Source organism: Sphingopyxis selenitireducens, assembly GCF_051550705.1.
Classification (GTDB): Bacteria; Pseudomonadota; Alphaproteobacteria; order Sphingomonadales; family Sphingomonadaceae; genus Sphingopyxis.
Window position 1 is genome coordinate 307,024 of record NZ_JBPULG010000005.1, and the last position, 15,745, is coordinate 322,768.

Here is a 15,745-nt window from a genome sequence, read left to right on the forward strand (position 1 = left end):
GGCGCCCTAGAACTGGACGCGCTTGGTGAAGCCGCCGTCGATCACGAGATGCGCGCCGGTCATATAGGGACAGGCGGGCGAGGCCATGAAGACGATACCCTTCGCCACTTCCTCCGCCTCGCCGAAGCGTCCCATCGGCATCTGAGCGAGCGTGGCATCATAAAGCGCGGGAACCGCCGACTTGATGACCTCCCAGTTGCCGCCCGGATAATAGATGGCGCCGGGCGACACGATGTTGACGCGGATGTTCTGCGCCGCGAGCGACTGACTCAATTGCGATCCATAGGTAATCAGCGCGGCCTTCAGCGCGTTGAACGCCTGCGGCACGATGAAGGTCTCGACCGCCGCTGTCGACGACATGAAGATGATCGATCCCGACCCCGACGCCGCGAGCGCCTCGGTCAGCACCTCAACGCCATGCACCGCACCCATGACATCCATGTCGAGCCCGCGCTGCCAATCGCCAGTCGCCCCCTGCCCCGACGAGCTCGCGGTATGGATGAAGATGTCGCAGCCGCCGAGCGTATCGCGCGCCTTCGCCAGCCAGTCGCGATAGCCGTCGGGATTGCCGGTCATGTCGAACTGTTCGCCGAACACCTTGCCCGGCCCGGCGGCGTCGATCGCCGCCACCGCGGCAGCAACCTTCTCTGCATCGCGCGAGAAAAAGGCGACGTCGGCGCCCTCGGCGGCAAAAATCTTGAGCGAAGCGAGCCCCAGACCGTGCGCGCCGCCGTTCATGATGACTTTCTTGCCCTTGAGACCCAGGTCCATCGCATCCTCCTCTGATTATTTTATAAGGAAGCGTAGCGGGAACGCCGTCCGCGAGACATCAGCAAAAATGTCAGCATCGCGGCAGGCGTCGGCAATCTTATATTGGCGATGAGGCGACCAAGCCCGGATCGACGGAAGGCCCTCGGTACGGAAATCCAAATGGATCTGGCGTTGACTCACAGAGTCCGCGCTTACGAATGATCCACTTCGCCGACCCATTTCTGCAGAACAGGTCGGACACCGTCCTCATGCATCGGTGTAGGAACGGGAGGTCAGAGACTATGCCTCTGGGTTTTCATCGCCTCGAAGGGCGGTTGTGGACAGGGCTTCCGCCCTAAAAACCCAATAAACTGCCAAAATCTAAGAGAAATCATGGGATATCATAAACTATATCCCACGGGTTCTCCCACACCGGTTGTCCGATACCAGTTCGGCTATTGCTTACACTCGCATGGACGGGCATAGATTGTCTATGAAAAAATGGGCCGCAATTGCGGCCCATGTGACGAATATTATATCTCGAAACTATTCTGATTTGATGCGCCTGCTGTCCACAAATCGTCGGAGGCTGTCGACGGGGATAAGCGTGACACTGCCGACCTTGGCCATATCGAGGTCGCCCGACTTGATGAGGTTGTAAATGGTCGACCGACTGAGTCCGGTCAGCTTCACTGCGGTCGGTATCCTCACGCTGACCGGCTCGACCGGAAGATAGGCCGGGCACGGTAGCTTCTCGGGCGTGGAATAGGGTTTCACGGTGATTGTGTCCCGAGCGCCGGCTACCGCTTTCTCAGCCGGGCAAATCCACGGTCGGTCGCGATGAATCTTTCGAGCATCGGGGCAATCAGCCGTTCGGGAGAAAGCGGAGCCGCGATCCCATTCTCTCGCGCGTGCAAGACTGCATATTCCGAGAGCTGGGCGTGAAGAATGCTCGACAGTTCCACAGTGACCTTGACCGGCTTGTCCTCGAGAATCGGACCGAGGCGAAGACCCTGGCTCATTGCCCTGATCCCGCTGCGGGCTCCAGGATCAGGTCGCGGGTGACGAGCACGCGGAGAACGAAGCCCGGCCTGACCGTCAGCGTCGGCGGAATTCTCAGCTGCCGGTCGACCAGCCGCTGTCCTACTTCGCTAACGCTATCCTGCGGCCCCCGTCGGAGGGCGCGCACCAGGCGATCATCGTCACCGGAACCGATCTCAGCGCCGGCACCAAGGAGCGAAGTAACGAGCGCGGCACGGAACATATGTCCCCAGTGATTGTCGGTGCGATCGGACAAGCCAGCCATTCCGCGAGCATCGACGCCAGGCAGTCGTTCGAGCGAGACCGAGCGTCCGTCCGAAAAGAGTAGCCGATCCCATCCGAGCAACACACGGTTCTGACCGGCGACTACCTCACTGTCATATTCCCCTATCAGTCTCGCACCCTGTGGGATCAGGAGAGTCCGGCCCGTCGGGCTATCGTAGACATTCTCCGTGACCTGGGCGATCACCTGCCCCGGCAGATCGGACTGTATGCCCGTTACCATCGCCGCGGGGATGACGCTTCCTGCCTGCAGCAGATAGGGAGAGCTGGCCGAGCGAATGCGCGACGTGCTTTCGTCCGCCCAGCCTGCCCCCACCATGGCTGGCTGAGGTCGGGGCGCCGGAGCGGCATCGGCAGGATTCCCCTGCCCCGCCGCCGTGGGCGCCGCGTCGGTATCGGGGGGCGACCCGCGCGAAGCCGCGCCGCCAGAAAGAAAGACCCGGCTAGCGTTAGCGCTTTCCCTTTCCTGTCGCGCGCGATCGCGCGCGTCGAGCGCGGGATCGCGCGCAGCGCTCTCCTGCGCTGGCGGCCCGGGCGGCATCTGGCCTTCCTCTTGCGCCGACAGGATCGGGCGACCGAGATCGCCTGGCAACGGCGGCCCGAGTTTCGGGACCGACCCATAATCGGCAGGGGCTCGCGTGAGCGCGTCGGGCCTGCTGCGACTTTCCGTCCGGTACAGATTCTCTGCGTCCTTCGGACCAGCGGGCTGAAGCGCGTAGAGCAGCGCGCCCCCGATCGCGACGCCGGCCGTCCCGCCCAGCACGGCAAGCGCCTTTCGCGACAGCCGCATCACGCTCGGCGGCTCGGCGGCGAGCCGGAAGCCCTCGGTGCTTTCGGGCGCGATCGCATCGATATCCTCGATATCCTGCGGCACCGCGGCCTCTGCGTCGGATGCGTTCATGACCGGCCTCGACGCGCTTTGTCGCGCTCGATGCGCACTTCGCGCGCAGCCTTGCCGACCCCGAGCCGCAGCACGGCGCGATCGATCAGACGGTCGACGACAAGGTAGCGGCCGTTGACCCGGTAATTGACCAGCTCCGCTTCGCCCTTGGCGCCAAGAGCGAAGATTGGCGGCATCTCGTCCGAGGCGATGCCTGCGGAAAATTCCACGAAGGTCTGCCGCCCGTCGTCGAACACGCGCACCGGCCTCCACCCGACGTTGTCGCCCGCTATCCGGTAGCCGAAATTAAGGGTGGCGAGATCGAGACCCGTCGCGGCCAGCGCGAGCCGTTCCCGCTCGGCTTCTGCTGCGCGGAGCGCGATCAATTCGTCTGCGGGATAGGTCCAGGACACCGACGCCATGTAGGTTGCCGGCGTGGCGCGCAACTCGACATGATAGGTCCGCCGGTTCGTGTTGATGACGAGATTTGTGGAAATGTCGGAGCGCGTGGGCTTCACCAGCAAGTGAACTCGCCGCGATGCACCCGATCCGCTCAGCGTGTCGCCAATGATCCAGCGCACCGTGTCGCCGGCCGCGACCGGCCCTGGCCCGACGAGCATTTCGCCCTCTTGCAGGACGATATCGGTCACCCGTCCGGGCGCGGCATAGACCTGATAGAGAGCGCCCTCAGCCCAAGCATATTGCTGGATCGCATTGCGGTAGGTCTGCCGGTCGGGCTGCACCCGGGCCTCGGCATTGGCGCGTCCTACCCTGAGCTTGGGGTCGGCGGGTTCCGCCGAGGCGGACGCAGGGACAAAAAGTGGCACGATTGCCAGAAAGAGAAGAAGGTTGCGCGTCATTGGCTCAGTTCCTTTGACCATGAAATAGCGGTAACAAAGAGGCCCAGCGGGTTCTTTCTGATGGCGTCGGGCGTTCGGGGCGGATCGACGCGAAAGGTGAGGATCGCCGACCAGCGCGACTTTTCGATCAGGCTGCCATCCTGATATCGGCGTTCAGTCCATGCGATCCGGAAGCTGCTCTTCGATGCGCGAATGACGCTGGAAACGTCGACCGCCACCTGGAACTTGCCAACCTCGGCAAAGGGATCATTGCCCCGTGCATAATCGTTGAGCGCCTGCGCGCCCGTGTCGCTGGCAAAGTCATAGGCAGCGAGCCAATCTTCTCGCAGCACCACGGGGTCGGCCGGGATCGAACGCACATGCTCGATGAAGCGCGCAAGGTGGAAGGCAATTTGCGGGTCGGTTGCTTCATAGTCGGCGTCTGCGGGCGCAATCGCCCTCGCCTCGCCCAACTTGTCAACTTCGACGACCCAAGGCGTGATCGTCCCGCGCGCCGATTGCCAGACCAGACCGCCCGCGAGGCCGCCCGAGAGCGCGAGGCAACCGAAGAAGGCCAGTCGCCAGCTTCTTGCCTGCACCCGGGCAGAGCCGATGCGATCGTCCCACACCTGCGCCGCGCGCTGATAGGGGGTCACCGGCACGGGCGATTGCCCGTAGCGGATCGAAGGTCGTCCAAACATAACGCGTCACTCCTTCTCTCTGATGTCGGGCGCGCTCCCCGCGCCATGGCTGTCGCCAGCCTTCAGCGTCTGCGAAGCGATGGTGGCGCCGCTCGTCATCGCCTGACGGCGGCGCAAGGATGATGCCCAGGCGGGCGGTCCGTCGGCGGGCGCGGCGCCGGCAGCCGCCGAGCCGTTCCTGCCCGAGGAAAGGCTGGCGCGAATTCGCTCGGCTGCCTTGCGCACCGGCGCTCCTGCGCCGCTCGCGGCGGTGCGGGCCACCTCTGCCATTCCAGAGCCGAAGGCGGCGCCTCCCTGCTTCCCGGCCGAGCCGCGGGCGTAGGCCGCCGACACGCCCCCTGCGGCGCGCGATCCGCCCATCGCCGCGCGGCCCGCGGCGGTAGTGGCCGCGCCGGCGGCAAGCGTCGCGCCAGCTGCACCCGCGGCAAGAGTGGCGCCAGCCGCAACCGTCGTCCCGGCCGCCGCTCCCGCGCCGAGCTGAGGCCCGCCGGCGACAATGCCGTTTGCGATCCCGGGTCCGAAGATGCCGAGGCCGAGGAGGGTCAGCGCGCCGAGCGCGATCGCCATGACCTGCTCGATGTCGGGCTCGGCTCCGAGGCCCGCCTGCACGAAGCGGTCGAACAGCGTCGTTCCGATCCCCGTGATGACAGCCAACACAAGAACCTTGATGCCCGACGAGATGACATGGCCAAGGACACGCTCGGCCATGAAGGCGGTCCGCCCGAAAAAGGCGAAGGGCAACAGCACGAAACCGGCGAGCGTTACCAATTTGAATTCGAGGATCGTCACGAAAATCTGCACGGCGAGAATGAAGAAGGCGAGCACGACGATCACCCAGGCGATGAGCAGGATCATGATCTGGACGAAGTTGGTGAAGAGCCCGACCGGCCCCATGAGATCGGCCGAAGCGTCGAGCAACGGCTCGGCCGCGTCGAGTCCGGTCGCGGCCACCATGCCCGGGCGCATGAAATCGCCGATCGCCATCGAAGCGCCGCTGGCCTTCAAACCCAGTCCCGCGAAGCTCTCGAAAAGGATCGCTGCAAGGCCTGCGAAGTTGCCGATGATGAAAGCGAAGACGCCGATATAGAGAGTCTTTTTGATCAGCCGCTGCAGGACGTCCTCGTCGGTGCCCCATGCCCAGAAGAGTGCCGCGATCGTCACGTCGATGACGATGAGAGTCGAGGAGAGAAAGCCGACCTCGCCGCCAAGCAACCCGAAGCCACTATCGATATAGGTCGAGAAGACCGACAGAAATTGGTCTATGATGCCGGTGTCGTTCATCTGCGCTCATCCTGCTTGCCGAAGAAATGACGGCGCCTGGTCTCCCAGGCCGCTGTGCAGACCGCATCAGCCTGGGTCGCGCTACGGCAGTGGGCCGGCACGGCGGCGGCCACGGGTGGCGTGTCCTCCCGGGAAGTGCGCGAGGCGGACGCACCTGGAGCGGAGGTCGAGGCCGCCGATATGATCGCGAGCGTGAGAACCAACGCCCCAAGCACGGCAACACCGGCAATCTTCGCCGTCCGCCCCATCTCAGTTCTTGCCGCGAAAGCGGCGGAAACGCTCGCGCGCTTCGGCCTCGGCTGCCGCGCTCCTCGCAGCGTCGAGCGCCTGTGCCCTCCCCTGCGCGGCGAGCGCAGCGGTGAGATCGGCGAGTTGCTGCGACTGGAGCGCCAGCAGCTGATTACCCGCCTGCGCCGCCTGGAGCGCACCGGTCGCCGACTGGCTGGCGCCGACCAGCGTATCGATGGACTTTCGCGTGACACCCAGATTGCCGACGATACCGGCTTGCACCTTCATCGCGTCCTCGAAAGCCCCGACGCTGTCTTTCCAGCGCGCATCGGCATTCGCCACCATGGTGGCGCCGGAGCCCGCCAGCGCAGCGCCCCTGTATCGACCCTCGAAGGCCGACTGGACGTCCTTCACATCATAGGCGATCCGCTGCGCCGCGCTCAGAAGCTGGCGTGTCTGGTCGACCTGCCCCTGCAATTCCTGCAACGTCGAGGTGGGCAATGCAGTGAGATTCCTTGCTTCATTGAGGAGCGACGTCGACTGGTTCTGCAACTGCTTGATCTGGTTGTTGATCTGCTCGAGCGTGCGCGCGGCGGTCAGGATATTCTGGGCATAGTTGCGCGGATCGTGGACGATCCCGCCGACCTGCGCTGCGGCGGGAGCGACAGGCGCAGCAAGCGTCGCGCTGCCAACCAGCATGGCGGCGGCCGCAGGCCAGAGACGTTTCTTCATGGCATTACTCCTTCAGGGGGGATGGAAGTTCGAGGTCGGCGATGAGATCGGCTGCCCAGTCGAGATGCCGGTGTCGCAGCCAGGCGGCCGCGAAGCCCGTGCCGCCATGCTCGAAGAAAAGCTCGCCGATGCGGATCTGGTCGGACTTCGAAGACGCGGCCGCAAATGCGAGGGCGATTGAGCCGAGGCCAAGATCGAACAGCCGGTTGCCCCGGCGCGACTGGCAATAATAGTCGCGCTTCGGCGTCGCCCGGCTCAGTATCTCGATCTGGCGATCATTGAGCCCGAACCGCTCGTAGACCCGGGCGATCTGCGGCTCGGCGGCGCGCTCGTTGGGCAGAAAGATACGGGTCGGGCAGCTCTCGATGATCGCGGGGGCGATCGGCGAGGCCTCGATGTCGGCGAGGCTCTGCGTCGCAAACACGACGCTCGCATTCTTCTTGCGGAGCGTCTTCAGCCATTCACGAAGCTGCGCGGCAAAGGCCGGGCTGTCGAGTACCAGCCATCCCTCGTCGATGATGATGAGCGTAGGCGAGCCGTCGAGCCGTCCTTCGATGCGGTGGAAAAGATAGGACAGGACCGCCGCAGCCGACGCGGCTCCGATCAGGCCCTCGGTCTCCAGCGCCAATACTCGTGCCTCGCCCAGTCTTTCGGTATCTGCGTCGAGCAGCCGCCCCCACGGTCCGCCAACCAGATAGGGCGACAGCGCCTGCTTGAGCGCGTGCGACTGGAGCAGGACTGCAAGCCCCGTCAGCGTGCGCTCGGAAACCGGCGCGGTTGCGAGCGATGTCAGGGCCGACCAAAGATGCTCTTTCGCAGCTGGATCGACGGCGACGCCTTCCCCCGCCAGAAGCGCAGCGAGCCATGCAGCCGCCCAGGCGCGCTCGGCCGCTTCGTTGATACGCGCAAGCGGCTGGAGCGCGACGCCCAAGGCGCTGTCATCGAGAGCGCCCCCGAGATCCTGCCAGTCTCCGCCCATCGCGAGCGCCGCGGCGCGGATCGAACCACCGAAGTCGAAGGCGAATATCTGGCCGTCCCTATAGCGCCGGAACTGCATCGCCATGAGCGCGAGCAGCACGGATTTGCCTGCACCCGTAGGCCCCGCGACCAGCGTGTGACCAACATCGCCGACGTGCAGCGAGAAGCGGAACGGGGTCGAACCTTCGGTCTTGCCATACAGCAAGGGGGACTGACCGAAATGCTCGTCCCGTTCCGCCCCCGCCCATACGGCCGAAAGCGGGATCATATGGGCGAGATTGAGCGTGGAAACGGGAGGCTGGCGGACATTGGCGTACACTTGCCCCGGAATACTGCCGAGCCAGGCCTCGATCGCGTTCACGCCTTCGCTCATGCAGGTGAAGTCGCGTCCCTGGATGACCTTCTCCACGAGGCGCAGCTTCTCGGCCGCCAGCGCAGCGTCGCGATCCCAAACCGTGACGGTCGCGGTCACATAGGCGATGCCCGCGCTGTCGGCGCCAAGTTCCTGGAGCGCCATGTCGGCATCCGCCGCCTTGTTCGAAGCGTCACTGTCGACCAGCACCGACGCTTCGTTCGTCATGACCTCCTTCAGGATCGCGGCAACCGACTTGCGCTTGGCGAACCATTGGCGCCGGATCTTCGTCAGCAGCCTGGTCGCATCATTCTTGTCGAGCATGATCGCGCGGGTCGACCAGCGATAGCCGAAGGCGAGCCTGTTCAACTCGTCGAGCAGTCCCGGAAAGGTGACGCTCGGAAAGCCCGTGATCGTGAGGGTACGCACATAATGTTTCCCGAGCCGGGGCTCGAGGCCGCCGACGAGCGCCTCGTCGGTCAGCAGCGCGTCGAGATAGGCCGGCGTCTCGGGAACGCGCACACGCTGCACCTTCGTCGACACGGTGCTGTGGAGATAGGTGAGCGTCTCGGCGTCGCCGAGCCACCCCGCCTCCGGCATGAAGCCTTCCACCAGATGCAGAAGCCGGTTGGTCCGGTCGACGAAGCTTGCGAGCAATTCCTTCGGATCGACGCCGGCCTTCGACCGTCCTTCATAGAGCCAGGCCTCGGCGCGCGCCGCCTCCTCGGCGGGCGGCATCCACAGAAGGGTGAGATAATAGAAGCTCTCGAAGTGCGCGCCTTCTTCGCGAAACTGTTCGCGGCGTTCGACATCGACCAGCTCGGAGACGGGATCGGGGAACTCGGAGACGGGATAGCTTTTCGCAGCAATCCGCTGAGCTTCCACAAAAATAGCCCATCCAGACCCGAGCCGCCGCAGCGCATTGTTGAGCCGCGCGGTGACCGCAACAAGTTCAGCGGGCGTGGCGCTGTCGAGGTCGGGGCCGCGAAAGCGCGCCGATCGCTGAAACGACCCGTCCTTGTTCAGCACCACGCCCTCCGCCACGAGCGCGACCCAAGGGAGGAAGTCGGCAAGCGCGGCGGATTTCGTTCGATATTCGGAGAGATTCATCATGGCTGCATCCAGACCGGATATTTGAGGTGGCGCCGCGCGACGTCGACGAAGGCAGCGTCACGGCGCGCGCTCCACACCGCCAGTCCGTGGCCGATCGCCCAGATGGCGAGACCCACGAGCCAGAGGCGGAGACCGAGGCCGACGGCTCCCGCGAGCGTCCCGTTGACGATGGCGAGGCTCCGCGGTGCTCCGCCGAGCAGGATGGGCTCGGCGAGTGCACGATGGACCGGCGCGAAGAAGCCGGGAATGTCCGCTTCGGCCGACATCAGGCGAGTGCCCCGCCCCCGAAGGAGAAAAAGGAGAGGAAGAAACTCGAGGCGGCAAAGGCGATCGACAGGCCGAACACGATCTGCACGAGACGCCGGAAGCCCCCCGATGTGTCGCCGAACGCGAGGCTGAGCCCGGTCACGATGATGATGATCACCGCGACGATCTTTGCGACCGGCCCCTCGATGCTTTCGAGGATCGACTGCAGCGGCGCTTCCCATGGCATCGAAGACCCGCCGGCCTGCGCCGGAACCGAGGTCATGAGACAGACGGCGGCGAGCAAGGCGCCGCCGGCAAGGCGGCGCCGAATATCCTTCTGCATTGCGTGACTCCTTCAAGAGCATCGAGAAGCGAATTGATGCGGTAGTTGCCGGTCGCCGGATCGAACCCGTCCACCCGCGCGAGTTCGCAGAGGCGCCGGCCGGCGCTGTCGCGGACGAGAACCGCGACAAGATCGATGGTGTCGGCGAGAAGCTCGCGCGGCACGGTGACCACAGCTTCCTGGATCAGCTGCTCCATCCGGCGGAGCGCGCCGATCGCGCTGCCCGCATGTATCGTGCCGACTCCGCCCGGATGGCCGGTGCCCCACGCCTTCAGGAGGTCGAGCGCCTCGGCGCCGCGCACCTCGCCAATGGGAATGCGGTCGGGGCGAAGCCTGAGCGACGAGCGCACAAGGTCGGAGAGCGACGCGACGCCGTCTTTCGTGCGAAGCGCGACAAGGTTGGGCGCGGTGCATTGGAGCTCGCGCGTGTCTTCGATCAAAATGATGCGATCATCGGAGGCCGCGATCTCGGCGAGCAAAGCGTTGGCGAGCGTCGTCTTGCCAGTGCCCGTTCCGCCGGCGACGAGAATATTCGCGCGCGCCGCGACGGCCTTGCGCAGCGTATCGGCTTCGCCCGGCCCCATGATGCCGGCCGCCACATAGTCGCCGAGCGAGAAGACCGCGACAGCGGGCTTGCGGATAGCAAAGGCCGGGGCCGCCACAACCGGAGGCAGCAGCCCTTCAAACCGCTCCCCGCTTTCCGGCAGCTCCGCCGACACGCGGGGCGCGCCGGCGTGAACTTCGGCCCCGACATGATGGGCCACGAGCCGGATGATGCGCTCACCGTCCGCGGCCGGCAGGAGAATACCGCTGTCGGCGATGCCCCCACCAAGCCTGTCGACCCAGAGCCGACCGTCGGGATTGAGCATGATTTCGATAACGGCAGGATCCGCGAGCCATTCGGCTATCGCGCCGCCGAGGGCGGTGCGCAGCATGCTTGCGCTACGCTGGAACGCCTCGTGCCTGGCGGAGATTGAGCTCATCGAACACCCCGTTTTCAGGAGCCGGCAAAAGCGCCCGGCTCGACGGGGACGAGTAAGAGACGCAGGCTTCTGCGCGCTTCAACAGGAAATTAAGGGTGTAGGGCGTGGGCGAAGAAATAGGTAGCTGAGCGAAGTAGCCAATGCGGAATCATCACTAAGGCTTTGCGACGAGGCGTGATTTGGCAGGATATCTACATTTGTGTTTATATGCCGGATGACTGATTCGGGGTCTTTGGCACCGGAGGACGCCGAACGCTGGTCGCGCCTCTCCGACAAGCAGCATGCTTGCCTCGAACTGCTGCTGGCACGGCAGACGTCGAAACAGATCGCGCGCGAGCTCGACATTTCCAAATATACGGTCGATCAGCGCCTGACATCGGCGCGCTATATCCTCGGCGCAGGTAGCCGCGACGAGACCGCAATCATCTATGACCGGCTTAAAACCATATGCGACCGGATCGCATACCACCCAGTCGATATTCCCACGCTCTCCCCTGCAGTGCCATCGAACGGGGCAGACGGCGAACCGGCCAAGCATCTCCCCCTTCGCGACAGCGAGGCGGGAATCTCCTTGCCACCGGAAGAAAACCCGCTGTCGAGGAGTTTGTTGCGGCATGATCATCAGCCTTCGCGGCGGACGTTGATCATGGTGGGAGGTTTGCTTCTGCTTGTTCTGATCGCGCTCGGCGGGATCGGGATTGCGCAAGGGCTGAACCAGCTCATCGCCAACTGACCCCTTTCCACCACGCGAGCGAAGAGCCGGAGCCTACGGGTTTTCCGGAAAGGAGAGACTATGCCTGATCGACAGATGACCCACACCGCGCGTCTCGAGGAGGATGTGCCGGCGGCCGAACGCAGGATCGACGACGCCCTCATCGCGGTTTCCTCGCTGATGACGAGCGCGGTTACCGCGCGGCGCGATACCGACGGCGTCCCTGCGACGAGGGGCCATGCCGCCATCCGGCGGATCGCAAAGGTGCAAAACGCGCTGATCGATGCGAGCGGTGACGTGATGCGTATCCACGGCGAGCTTGTCGAGATCGGCCGGGAGACGGCGGGCTACGATCTCCATAAATGCCCGAACAGCGCGCGGTCGAACGTCGTTCCGCTGAGTTCGGCCGCCTGACAGATTGACCGGGAGTCACCGGCATGAATATGGTGCGCGATGCGCAACGCCTTGTTCATCGCACTCTTGCTGGTGGCTCTCGCCTATGCGCTGCGGCGTGGCGGTGGGCCCGAGCGGGCCATGGCGGGTATCGCTGCGGCGCTGGTGATATCGGACCAGCTCCTCCACCTGATAGTTCCGCCCGAATTCGAAGGCCTGGACACAGGACATCTCGCAATCGATCTGGCGGGAGCGGGAGCGACCTTCCTGCTTGCGATGATCTCTCATCGTTTCTGGCCGCTGCTCGCAGCTATCCTCCACATCTTTCCGCTGCTGGCTCACCTCGCGAAGGCTCTCGAGGTTCCGATGCACCCGATTGCCTATTTGACGATGCAGGTGGCGGTCTCCTGGCTCTTCCCTCCTCTGCTCATTCTGGGAACTTGGCGCCACCAACGCCGACTGGCAGCAAACGGCAGCGATCCGTCCTGGCACGGCTCATTGCCACAGTGGATTCGGAACGCAGCGAGGCGCTAGCAGCAGCCCTTCTTCGAGAATTTAGCACCATCGGAAGGCTGTGGACCCAGTCGCCCGAAGCGCTCTCACGTGTCGTCGGGTGCGGCAATGGTATCGCAGAATTGATTGTAGCTGCGGGCGAAGCAATGAAGGCCGGACTTCAGCCGGGCATCGCCGCGGAGCCCGTCAATCCATTCTCGGCATCGCTTCGCAGCTATCTGATCCATTCGATGGGTTCGCTGCCGGACGAGGTGCTCCGCGTCCTTTTTCTCGATCCGGCGCACAGGCTTCTTAGCGACGAGCAACTGCAGAGAGGCACATTGAGCGAGCTCGCCATTTATCCTCGCACCATCCTTCGCCGCGCGCTCGAACTCAATGCGAGTGCGCTCATAATCGTGCACAATCACCCGAGCGGCGATTCCCGTCCGAGCGATGCCGACATTCTCGCGACGCAGCGCCTGGAGGCAGCTATCCTCCCCTTCGGTATCGAAATTCTCGACCACATCGTCGTGACCGCGAGATACGCGCATCATATCCTCAAGGGACGAAGGCCACGGCTGCGTGACCGGCTGCAAGCGGGCTTCACGTTGCGCGGCCCCGTACGCGGCCGGGACGGAAATGCCGACATCGCCTGTGACCGGGCGCGCCGTACGATCCGGCGGAGACTGCTTCGCCGGCAACTCATCGGAGCGCAGGAGCTTTTCGGAGAGCCTGCCTGGGAGATATTGCTCGATGTCTTCGTCCATGAATGCGAGGGCAAGCCGCTCGCCATTACCGCAACCTGTGCGACGGCGGGGATCCCGATGAGCAGTGGGCTGAGACTAATTCAGAAGCTTTGCGAAGCGGGGCTCCTTCGACGATTTCCGGATCTGTTCGATGGACGGCGATGCTTCGTCCGGCTGCAGCCCGCACTGCGTGACCGGCTGCGCGCCTATTTCTCTGAAGGCGACTGATCGCGCCGAGCGATGCCTCCTTTCTCTTCCAGCGCGGCGGGATAGTCTTCGGACAGTTCGTCCTTCAGTCGCGGCCCATCCTCCATGCGCCGTGACAAGGAGTCGACGAACGACCGATACCGTTTCGCTCCCGTCGCCTGCGCCCCCTTCGATCCAGCGTCTGGCGAAGGCGGCGTGCTGGTGAGCCAGAAGCGTACAAAGAGCGCCACCGTTTCGTTCGAGAGATCGACATGCCACAAGAGGCGATCGAGGAGACGCGTTATGCGGTCGAGCCGCCGCGTGACGATCGCCTCGATTCTCTCCTCATGGTCCGGTGACAGCACAGAGGCCAGCGCCGCCTCGACGACCTCTGTCTTGGTGACCCGCCGCTGCCGAGCACGTTCTGCCACAAGGCGGGCGAGCTCGGCGTCAAGACGGTAGGTCTGTTTCACATGGGCGCGCTTCACAGGTCTATTCCGTCATCGGGATCGAGCGATGCGGCCCGCGCGGTGCGGCGCATCGCCTTGTCGACCGTCTGCCGGTTGCGCGCGGCGTCGGCCTGTGCGCCGTCCTCGCCGAAGTCGAACTCGCCGCGTGAGGGTTCCGCCCCGGTCGCGATTTCCTCATGGACGGGAAGCTCGGGCTCCTGCCGGATACCGCCATTCGCTGCATCGGTACTGGCTTCCGGCTTGCGCTTATATCCGGGCGCCGCCGGGACCGGCTGCAGGCCAGACCAGTCGTCGGTAACTTGCTCGACGTGACCAACGCCAGCTGGCGTGAGTACACGGTCCGTAAGACGCCGATCCTTGAAATAGCGCGCCTTGCGCGCGCGGATCGGTGCGAGGCCGGCGACCATCACGATCTCATCGCCGGGCGGGAGCTGCATGATCTCGCCGGGGGTGAGCAGTGCCCGGGCGGTTTCGGTGCGCGAGACCATCAGATGGCCGAGCCAGGGTGACAATCGGTGCCCCGCATAATTCTTCATGGCACGAAGCTCGGTCGCGGTTCCGAGCGCGTCCGATATCCGCTTGGCGGTGCGCTCGTCATTGGTCGCGAAACTCACCCGGACGTGGCAATTGTCGAGGATCGCATTGTTGAGCCCGTAGGCCTTCTCGATCTGGTTCAGCGACTGGGCAATCAGGAAGGCTTTGATCCCGTAGCCTGCCATGAAGGCAAGCGCGCTTTCGAAGAAGTCGAGCCGCCCAAGCGCCGGAAACTCGTCGAACATGAGGAGCAGACGCTGCGGCCGCGCACCCGGGTTGAGTTCCTCGGTAAGCCGGCGTCCGACCTGATTGAGGATGAGGCGGATGAGCGGCTTGGTCCGGCTGATGTCGCCTGGAGGCACGACGAGATAGAGCGAAACCGGAGACGCCTCGTTCATGAGATCGGCAATTCGCCAGGACGAGCTGCCCGTCACCCTCGCAATAACAGGATCGCGGTACAGGCCGAGAAAAGACATGGCGGTCGAAAGGACGCCTGAGCGCTCATTCTCGCTCTTGTTGAGAAGCTCCTGCGCAGCCGCAGCGACGACCGGATGCGGCCTCTCTCCGAGATGCGGCGTCGCCTTCATGCGCATCAGTGTCGTCTCGATCGACCGCCCGGGATCGGAGAGAAAGGCCGCAACGCCGGCAAGCGACTTGTCCGGCTCCGCGTAAAGAACATGCAGGATCGCGCCGACCAGCAGAGCATGGCTCGTCTTCTCCCAGTGGTTGCGCTTCTCGAGGCTGCCTTCGGGATCGACGAGCACGTCGGCGACATTCTGCACATCGCGAACTTCGCGTTCTCCCCGCCGAACCTCGATCAGCGGATTATAGGCTGCAGATGCCATATTGGTCGGATCGAAAAGCAACACCCGCCCGAACCGCGCGCGAAAACCGGACGTAAGCTGCCAATTCTCGCCCTTGATATCGTGGACGATGCAGCTGCCTGGCCAGGACAGCAGAGTCGGCACCACCAGCCCCACGCCCTTCCCCGACCGCGTCGGCGCGAAGCAGAGCACATGCTCGGGACCGTCATGCCGCAAATAAGTGCCGCCAAACCGTCCGAGAATGACGCCATCCTCCCCGAGCATCCCGGCACCCCGGATTTCGCCCTTCGTCGCCCAGCGCGCCGATCCATAGGTCTCGGCGCGTCGCCGCTCGCGCGCGCGCCACACCGACATCGCGATCGCGACGATGATCGCCGCGATCCCGCCCGAGGCCGCTATCGCGGCGCCCCGGTAGAAAACCGGGGGCGCATAGGCATCGAAGGCGAACCACCACCAGAAGAAGGCAGGCGGCGGATAGACGGGCTGATCGCCGAGCATGAACCAGGGGGGACCAAGCTCAGCCTGATATCCGAGCGCCGCTGCCGTCCATTGCGTGGCTCCCCAGACGAACAGAAGGACGATCAGTCCGACGGTAAGGATCTGTCCCCATAATATGCGGTCGTTCACAAAACTGCTCCT

General features: G+C 64.4%; 19 protein-coding genes. 4 read left to right on the forward strand and 15 right to left on the reverse strand.

Going from position 1 to position 15,745, the window contains the following annotated elements; all coding sequences use genetic code 11:
• Positions 1-6: 6 nt before the first annotated feature.
• The 13 genes from ACSYDV_RS17485 to trbB form a co-directional block, all read right to left on the reverse strand.
• Positions 7-771 (reverse strand): SDR family NAD(P)-dependent oxidoreductase, encoded by a 765-nt coding sequence (locus ACSYDV_RS17485; protein WP_438325104.1) that lies wholly within the window; start codon positions 769-771, stop codon positions 7-9.
• A gap of 525 nt (positions 772-1,296) precedes the next feature.
• The gene (locus tag ACSYDV_RS17490; RefSeq protein ID WP_438325105.1) at positions 1,297-1,527 is read right to left on the reverse strand and encodes a helix-turn-helix domain-containing protein; all 231 of its coding nucleotides are present in this window, start codon (positions 1,525-1,527) and stop codon (positions 1,297-1,299) included.
• 23 nt (positions 1,528-1,550) lie between these two features.
• Positions 1,551-1,772 (reverse strand): DUF2274 domain-containing protein, encoded by a 222-nt coding sequence (locus tag ACSYDV_RS17495; RefSeq protein ID WP_438325106.1) that lies wholly within the window; start codon positions 1,770-1,772, stop codon positions 1,551-1,553.
• Positions 1,769-2,974 carry a TraB/TrbI/VirB10 family type IV secretion system protein gene (locus ACSYDV_RS17500; RefSeq protein ID WP_438325107.1) on the reverse strand — a complete coding sequence of 402 codons (1,206 nt, stop codon included), beginning with the start codon at positions 2,972-2,974 and terminating at the stop codon, positions 1,769-1,771. Before ACSYDV_RS17500 ends, ACSYDV_RS17495 begins: the two co-directional genes overlap by 4 nt.
• Positions 2,971-3,813 carry a P-type conjugative transfer protein TrbG gene (gene trbG / locus ACSYDV_RS17505; RefSeq protein WP_438325108.1) on the reverse strand — a complete coding sequence of 281 codons (843 nt, stop codon included), beginning with the start codon at positions 3,811-3,813 and terminating at the stop codon, positions 2,971-2,973. The genes ACSYDV_RS17500 and trbG overlap by 4 nt, the downstream gene beginning before the upstream one ends.
• A complete protein-coding gene (trbF, locus tag ACSYDV_RS17510; RefSeq protein WP_438325109.1) occupies positions 3,810-4,493 on the reverse strand; it encodes a conjugal transfer protein TrbF in 684 nt (227 codons plus the stop codon). The genes trbG and trbF overlap by 4 nt, the downstream gene beginning before the upstream one ends.
• A gap of 6 nt (positions 4,494-4,499) precedes the next feature.
• Complete coding sequence (gene trbL / locus ACSYDV_RS17515; protein WP_438325110.1) at positions 4,500-5,774, reverse strand: P-type conjugative transfer protein TrbL; 1,275 nt, start codon at positions 5,772-5,774, stop codon at positions 4,500-4,502.
• Positions 5,771-6,022 carry a putative entry exclusion protein TrbK-alt gene (gene trbK-alt, locus ACSYDV_RS17520; RefSeq protein ID WP_438325111.1) on the reverse strand — a complete coding sequence of 84 codons (252 nt, stop codon included), beginning with the start codon at positions 6,020-6,022 and terminating at the stop codon, positions 5,771-5,773. The genes trbL and trbK-alt overlap by 4 nt, the downstream gene beginning before the upstream one ends.
• Position 6,023: 1 nt before the next feature.
• Positions 6,024-6,734, reverse strand: coding sequence for a P-type conjugative transfer protein TrbJ (trbJ, locus tag ACSYDV_RS17525; protein ID WP_438325112.1), 711 nt, complete (start codon positions 6,732-6,734; stop codon positions 6,024-6,026).
• Positions 6,735-6,738: 4 nt separating this feature from the next.
• On the reverse strand, positions 6,739-9,177 hold the full coding sequence (gene trbE / locus ACSYDV_RS17530; RefSeq protein WP_438325113.1) for a conjugal transfer protein TrbE: 2,439 nt from the start codon (positions 9,175-9,177) through the stop codon (positions 6,739-6,741).
• Entirely contained in the window at positions 9,174-9,443 is a 270-nt protein-coding gene (locus ACSYDV_RS17535; RefSeq protein ID WP_438325114.1) for a VirB3 family type IV secretion system protein, read from the reverse strand. Before ACSYDV_RS17535 ends, trbE begins: the two co-directional genes overlap by 4 nt.
• A complete protein-coding gene (locus tag ACSYDV_RS17540) occupies positions 9,443-9,706 on the reverse strand; it encodes a TrbC/VirB2 family type IV secretion system protein (RefSeq protein ID WP_438325355.1) in 264 nt (87 codons plus the stop codon). The genes ACSYDV_RS17535 and ACSYDV_RS17540 overlap by 1 nt, the downstream gene beginning before the upstream one ends.
• Positions 9,703-10,749 carry a P-type conjugative transfer ATPase TrbB gene (gene trbB, locus ACSYDV_RS17545; RefSeq protein ID WP_438325115.1) on the reverse strand — a complete coding sequence of 349 codons (1,047 nt, stop codon included), beginning with the start codon at positions 10,747-10,749 and terminating at the stop codon, positions 9,703-9,705. The genes ACSYDV_RS17540 and trbB overlap by 4 nt, the downstream gene beginning before the upstream one ends.
• Before the next feature lie 232 nt (positions 10,750-10,981).
• Between trbB and ACSYDV_RS17550 the strand changes: the two genes are divergently transcribed.
• The 4 genes from ACSYDV_RS17550 to ACSYDV_RS17565 are packed head-to-tail and all read left to right on the forward strand — an operon-like array spanning position 10,982 to position 13,320.
• Positions 10,982-11,482 (forward strand): LuxR C-terminal-related transcriptional regulator, encoded by a 501-nt coding sequence (locus tag ACSYDV_RS17550; protein ID WP_438325116.1) that lies wholly within the window; start codon positions 10,982-10,984, stop codon positions 11,480-11,482.
• 60 nt (positions 11,483-11,542) lie between these two features.
• Positions 11,543-11,875 (forward strand): hypothetical protein, encoded by a 333-nt coding sequence (locus tag ACSYDV_RS17555; protein ID WP_438325117.1) that lies wholly within the window; start codon positions 11,543-11,545, stop codon positions 11,873-11,875.
• A gap of 39 nt (positions 11,876-11,914) precedes the next feature.
• Complete coding sequence (locus ACSYDV_RS17560) at positions 11,915-12,388, forward strand: hypothetical protein (RefSeq protein WP_438325118.1); 474 nt, start codon at positions 11,915-11,917, stop codon at positions 12,386-12,388.
• Entirely contained in the window at positions 12,295-13,320 is a 1,026-nt protein-coding gene (locus ACSYDV_RS17565; protein WP_438325119.1) for a JAB domain-containing protein, read from the forward strand. Before ACSYDV_RS17560 ends, ACSYDV_RS17565 begins: the two co-directional genes overlap by 94 nt.
• Here ACSYDV_RS17565 and ACSYDV_RS17570 read toward each other — a convergent pair.
• Together ACSYDV_RS17570 and ACSYDV_RS17575 are read right to left on the reverse strand one after the other, a co-directional pair.
• On the reverse strand, positions 13,299-13,766 hold the full coding sequence (locus ACSYDV_RS17570; protein WP_438325120.1) for a CopG family transcriptional regulator: 468 nt from the start codon (positions 13,764-13,766) through the stop codon (positions 13,299-13,301). The genes ACSYDV_RS17565 and ACSYDV_RS17570 overlap by 22 nt on opposite strands.
• Positions 13,763-15,733 (reverse strand): conjugal transfer protein TraG, encoded by a 1,971-nt coding sequence (locus tag ACSYDV_RS17575; protein WP_438325121.1) that lies wholly within the window; start codon positions 15,731-15,733, stop codon positions 13,763-13,765. Before ACSYDV_RS17575 ends, ACSYDV_RS17570 begins: the two co-directional genes overlap by 4 nt.
• Positions 15,734-15,745 lie beyond the last annotated feature (12 nt).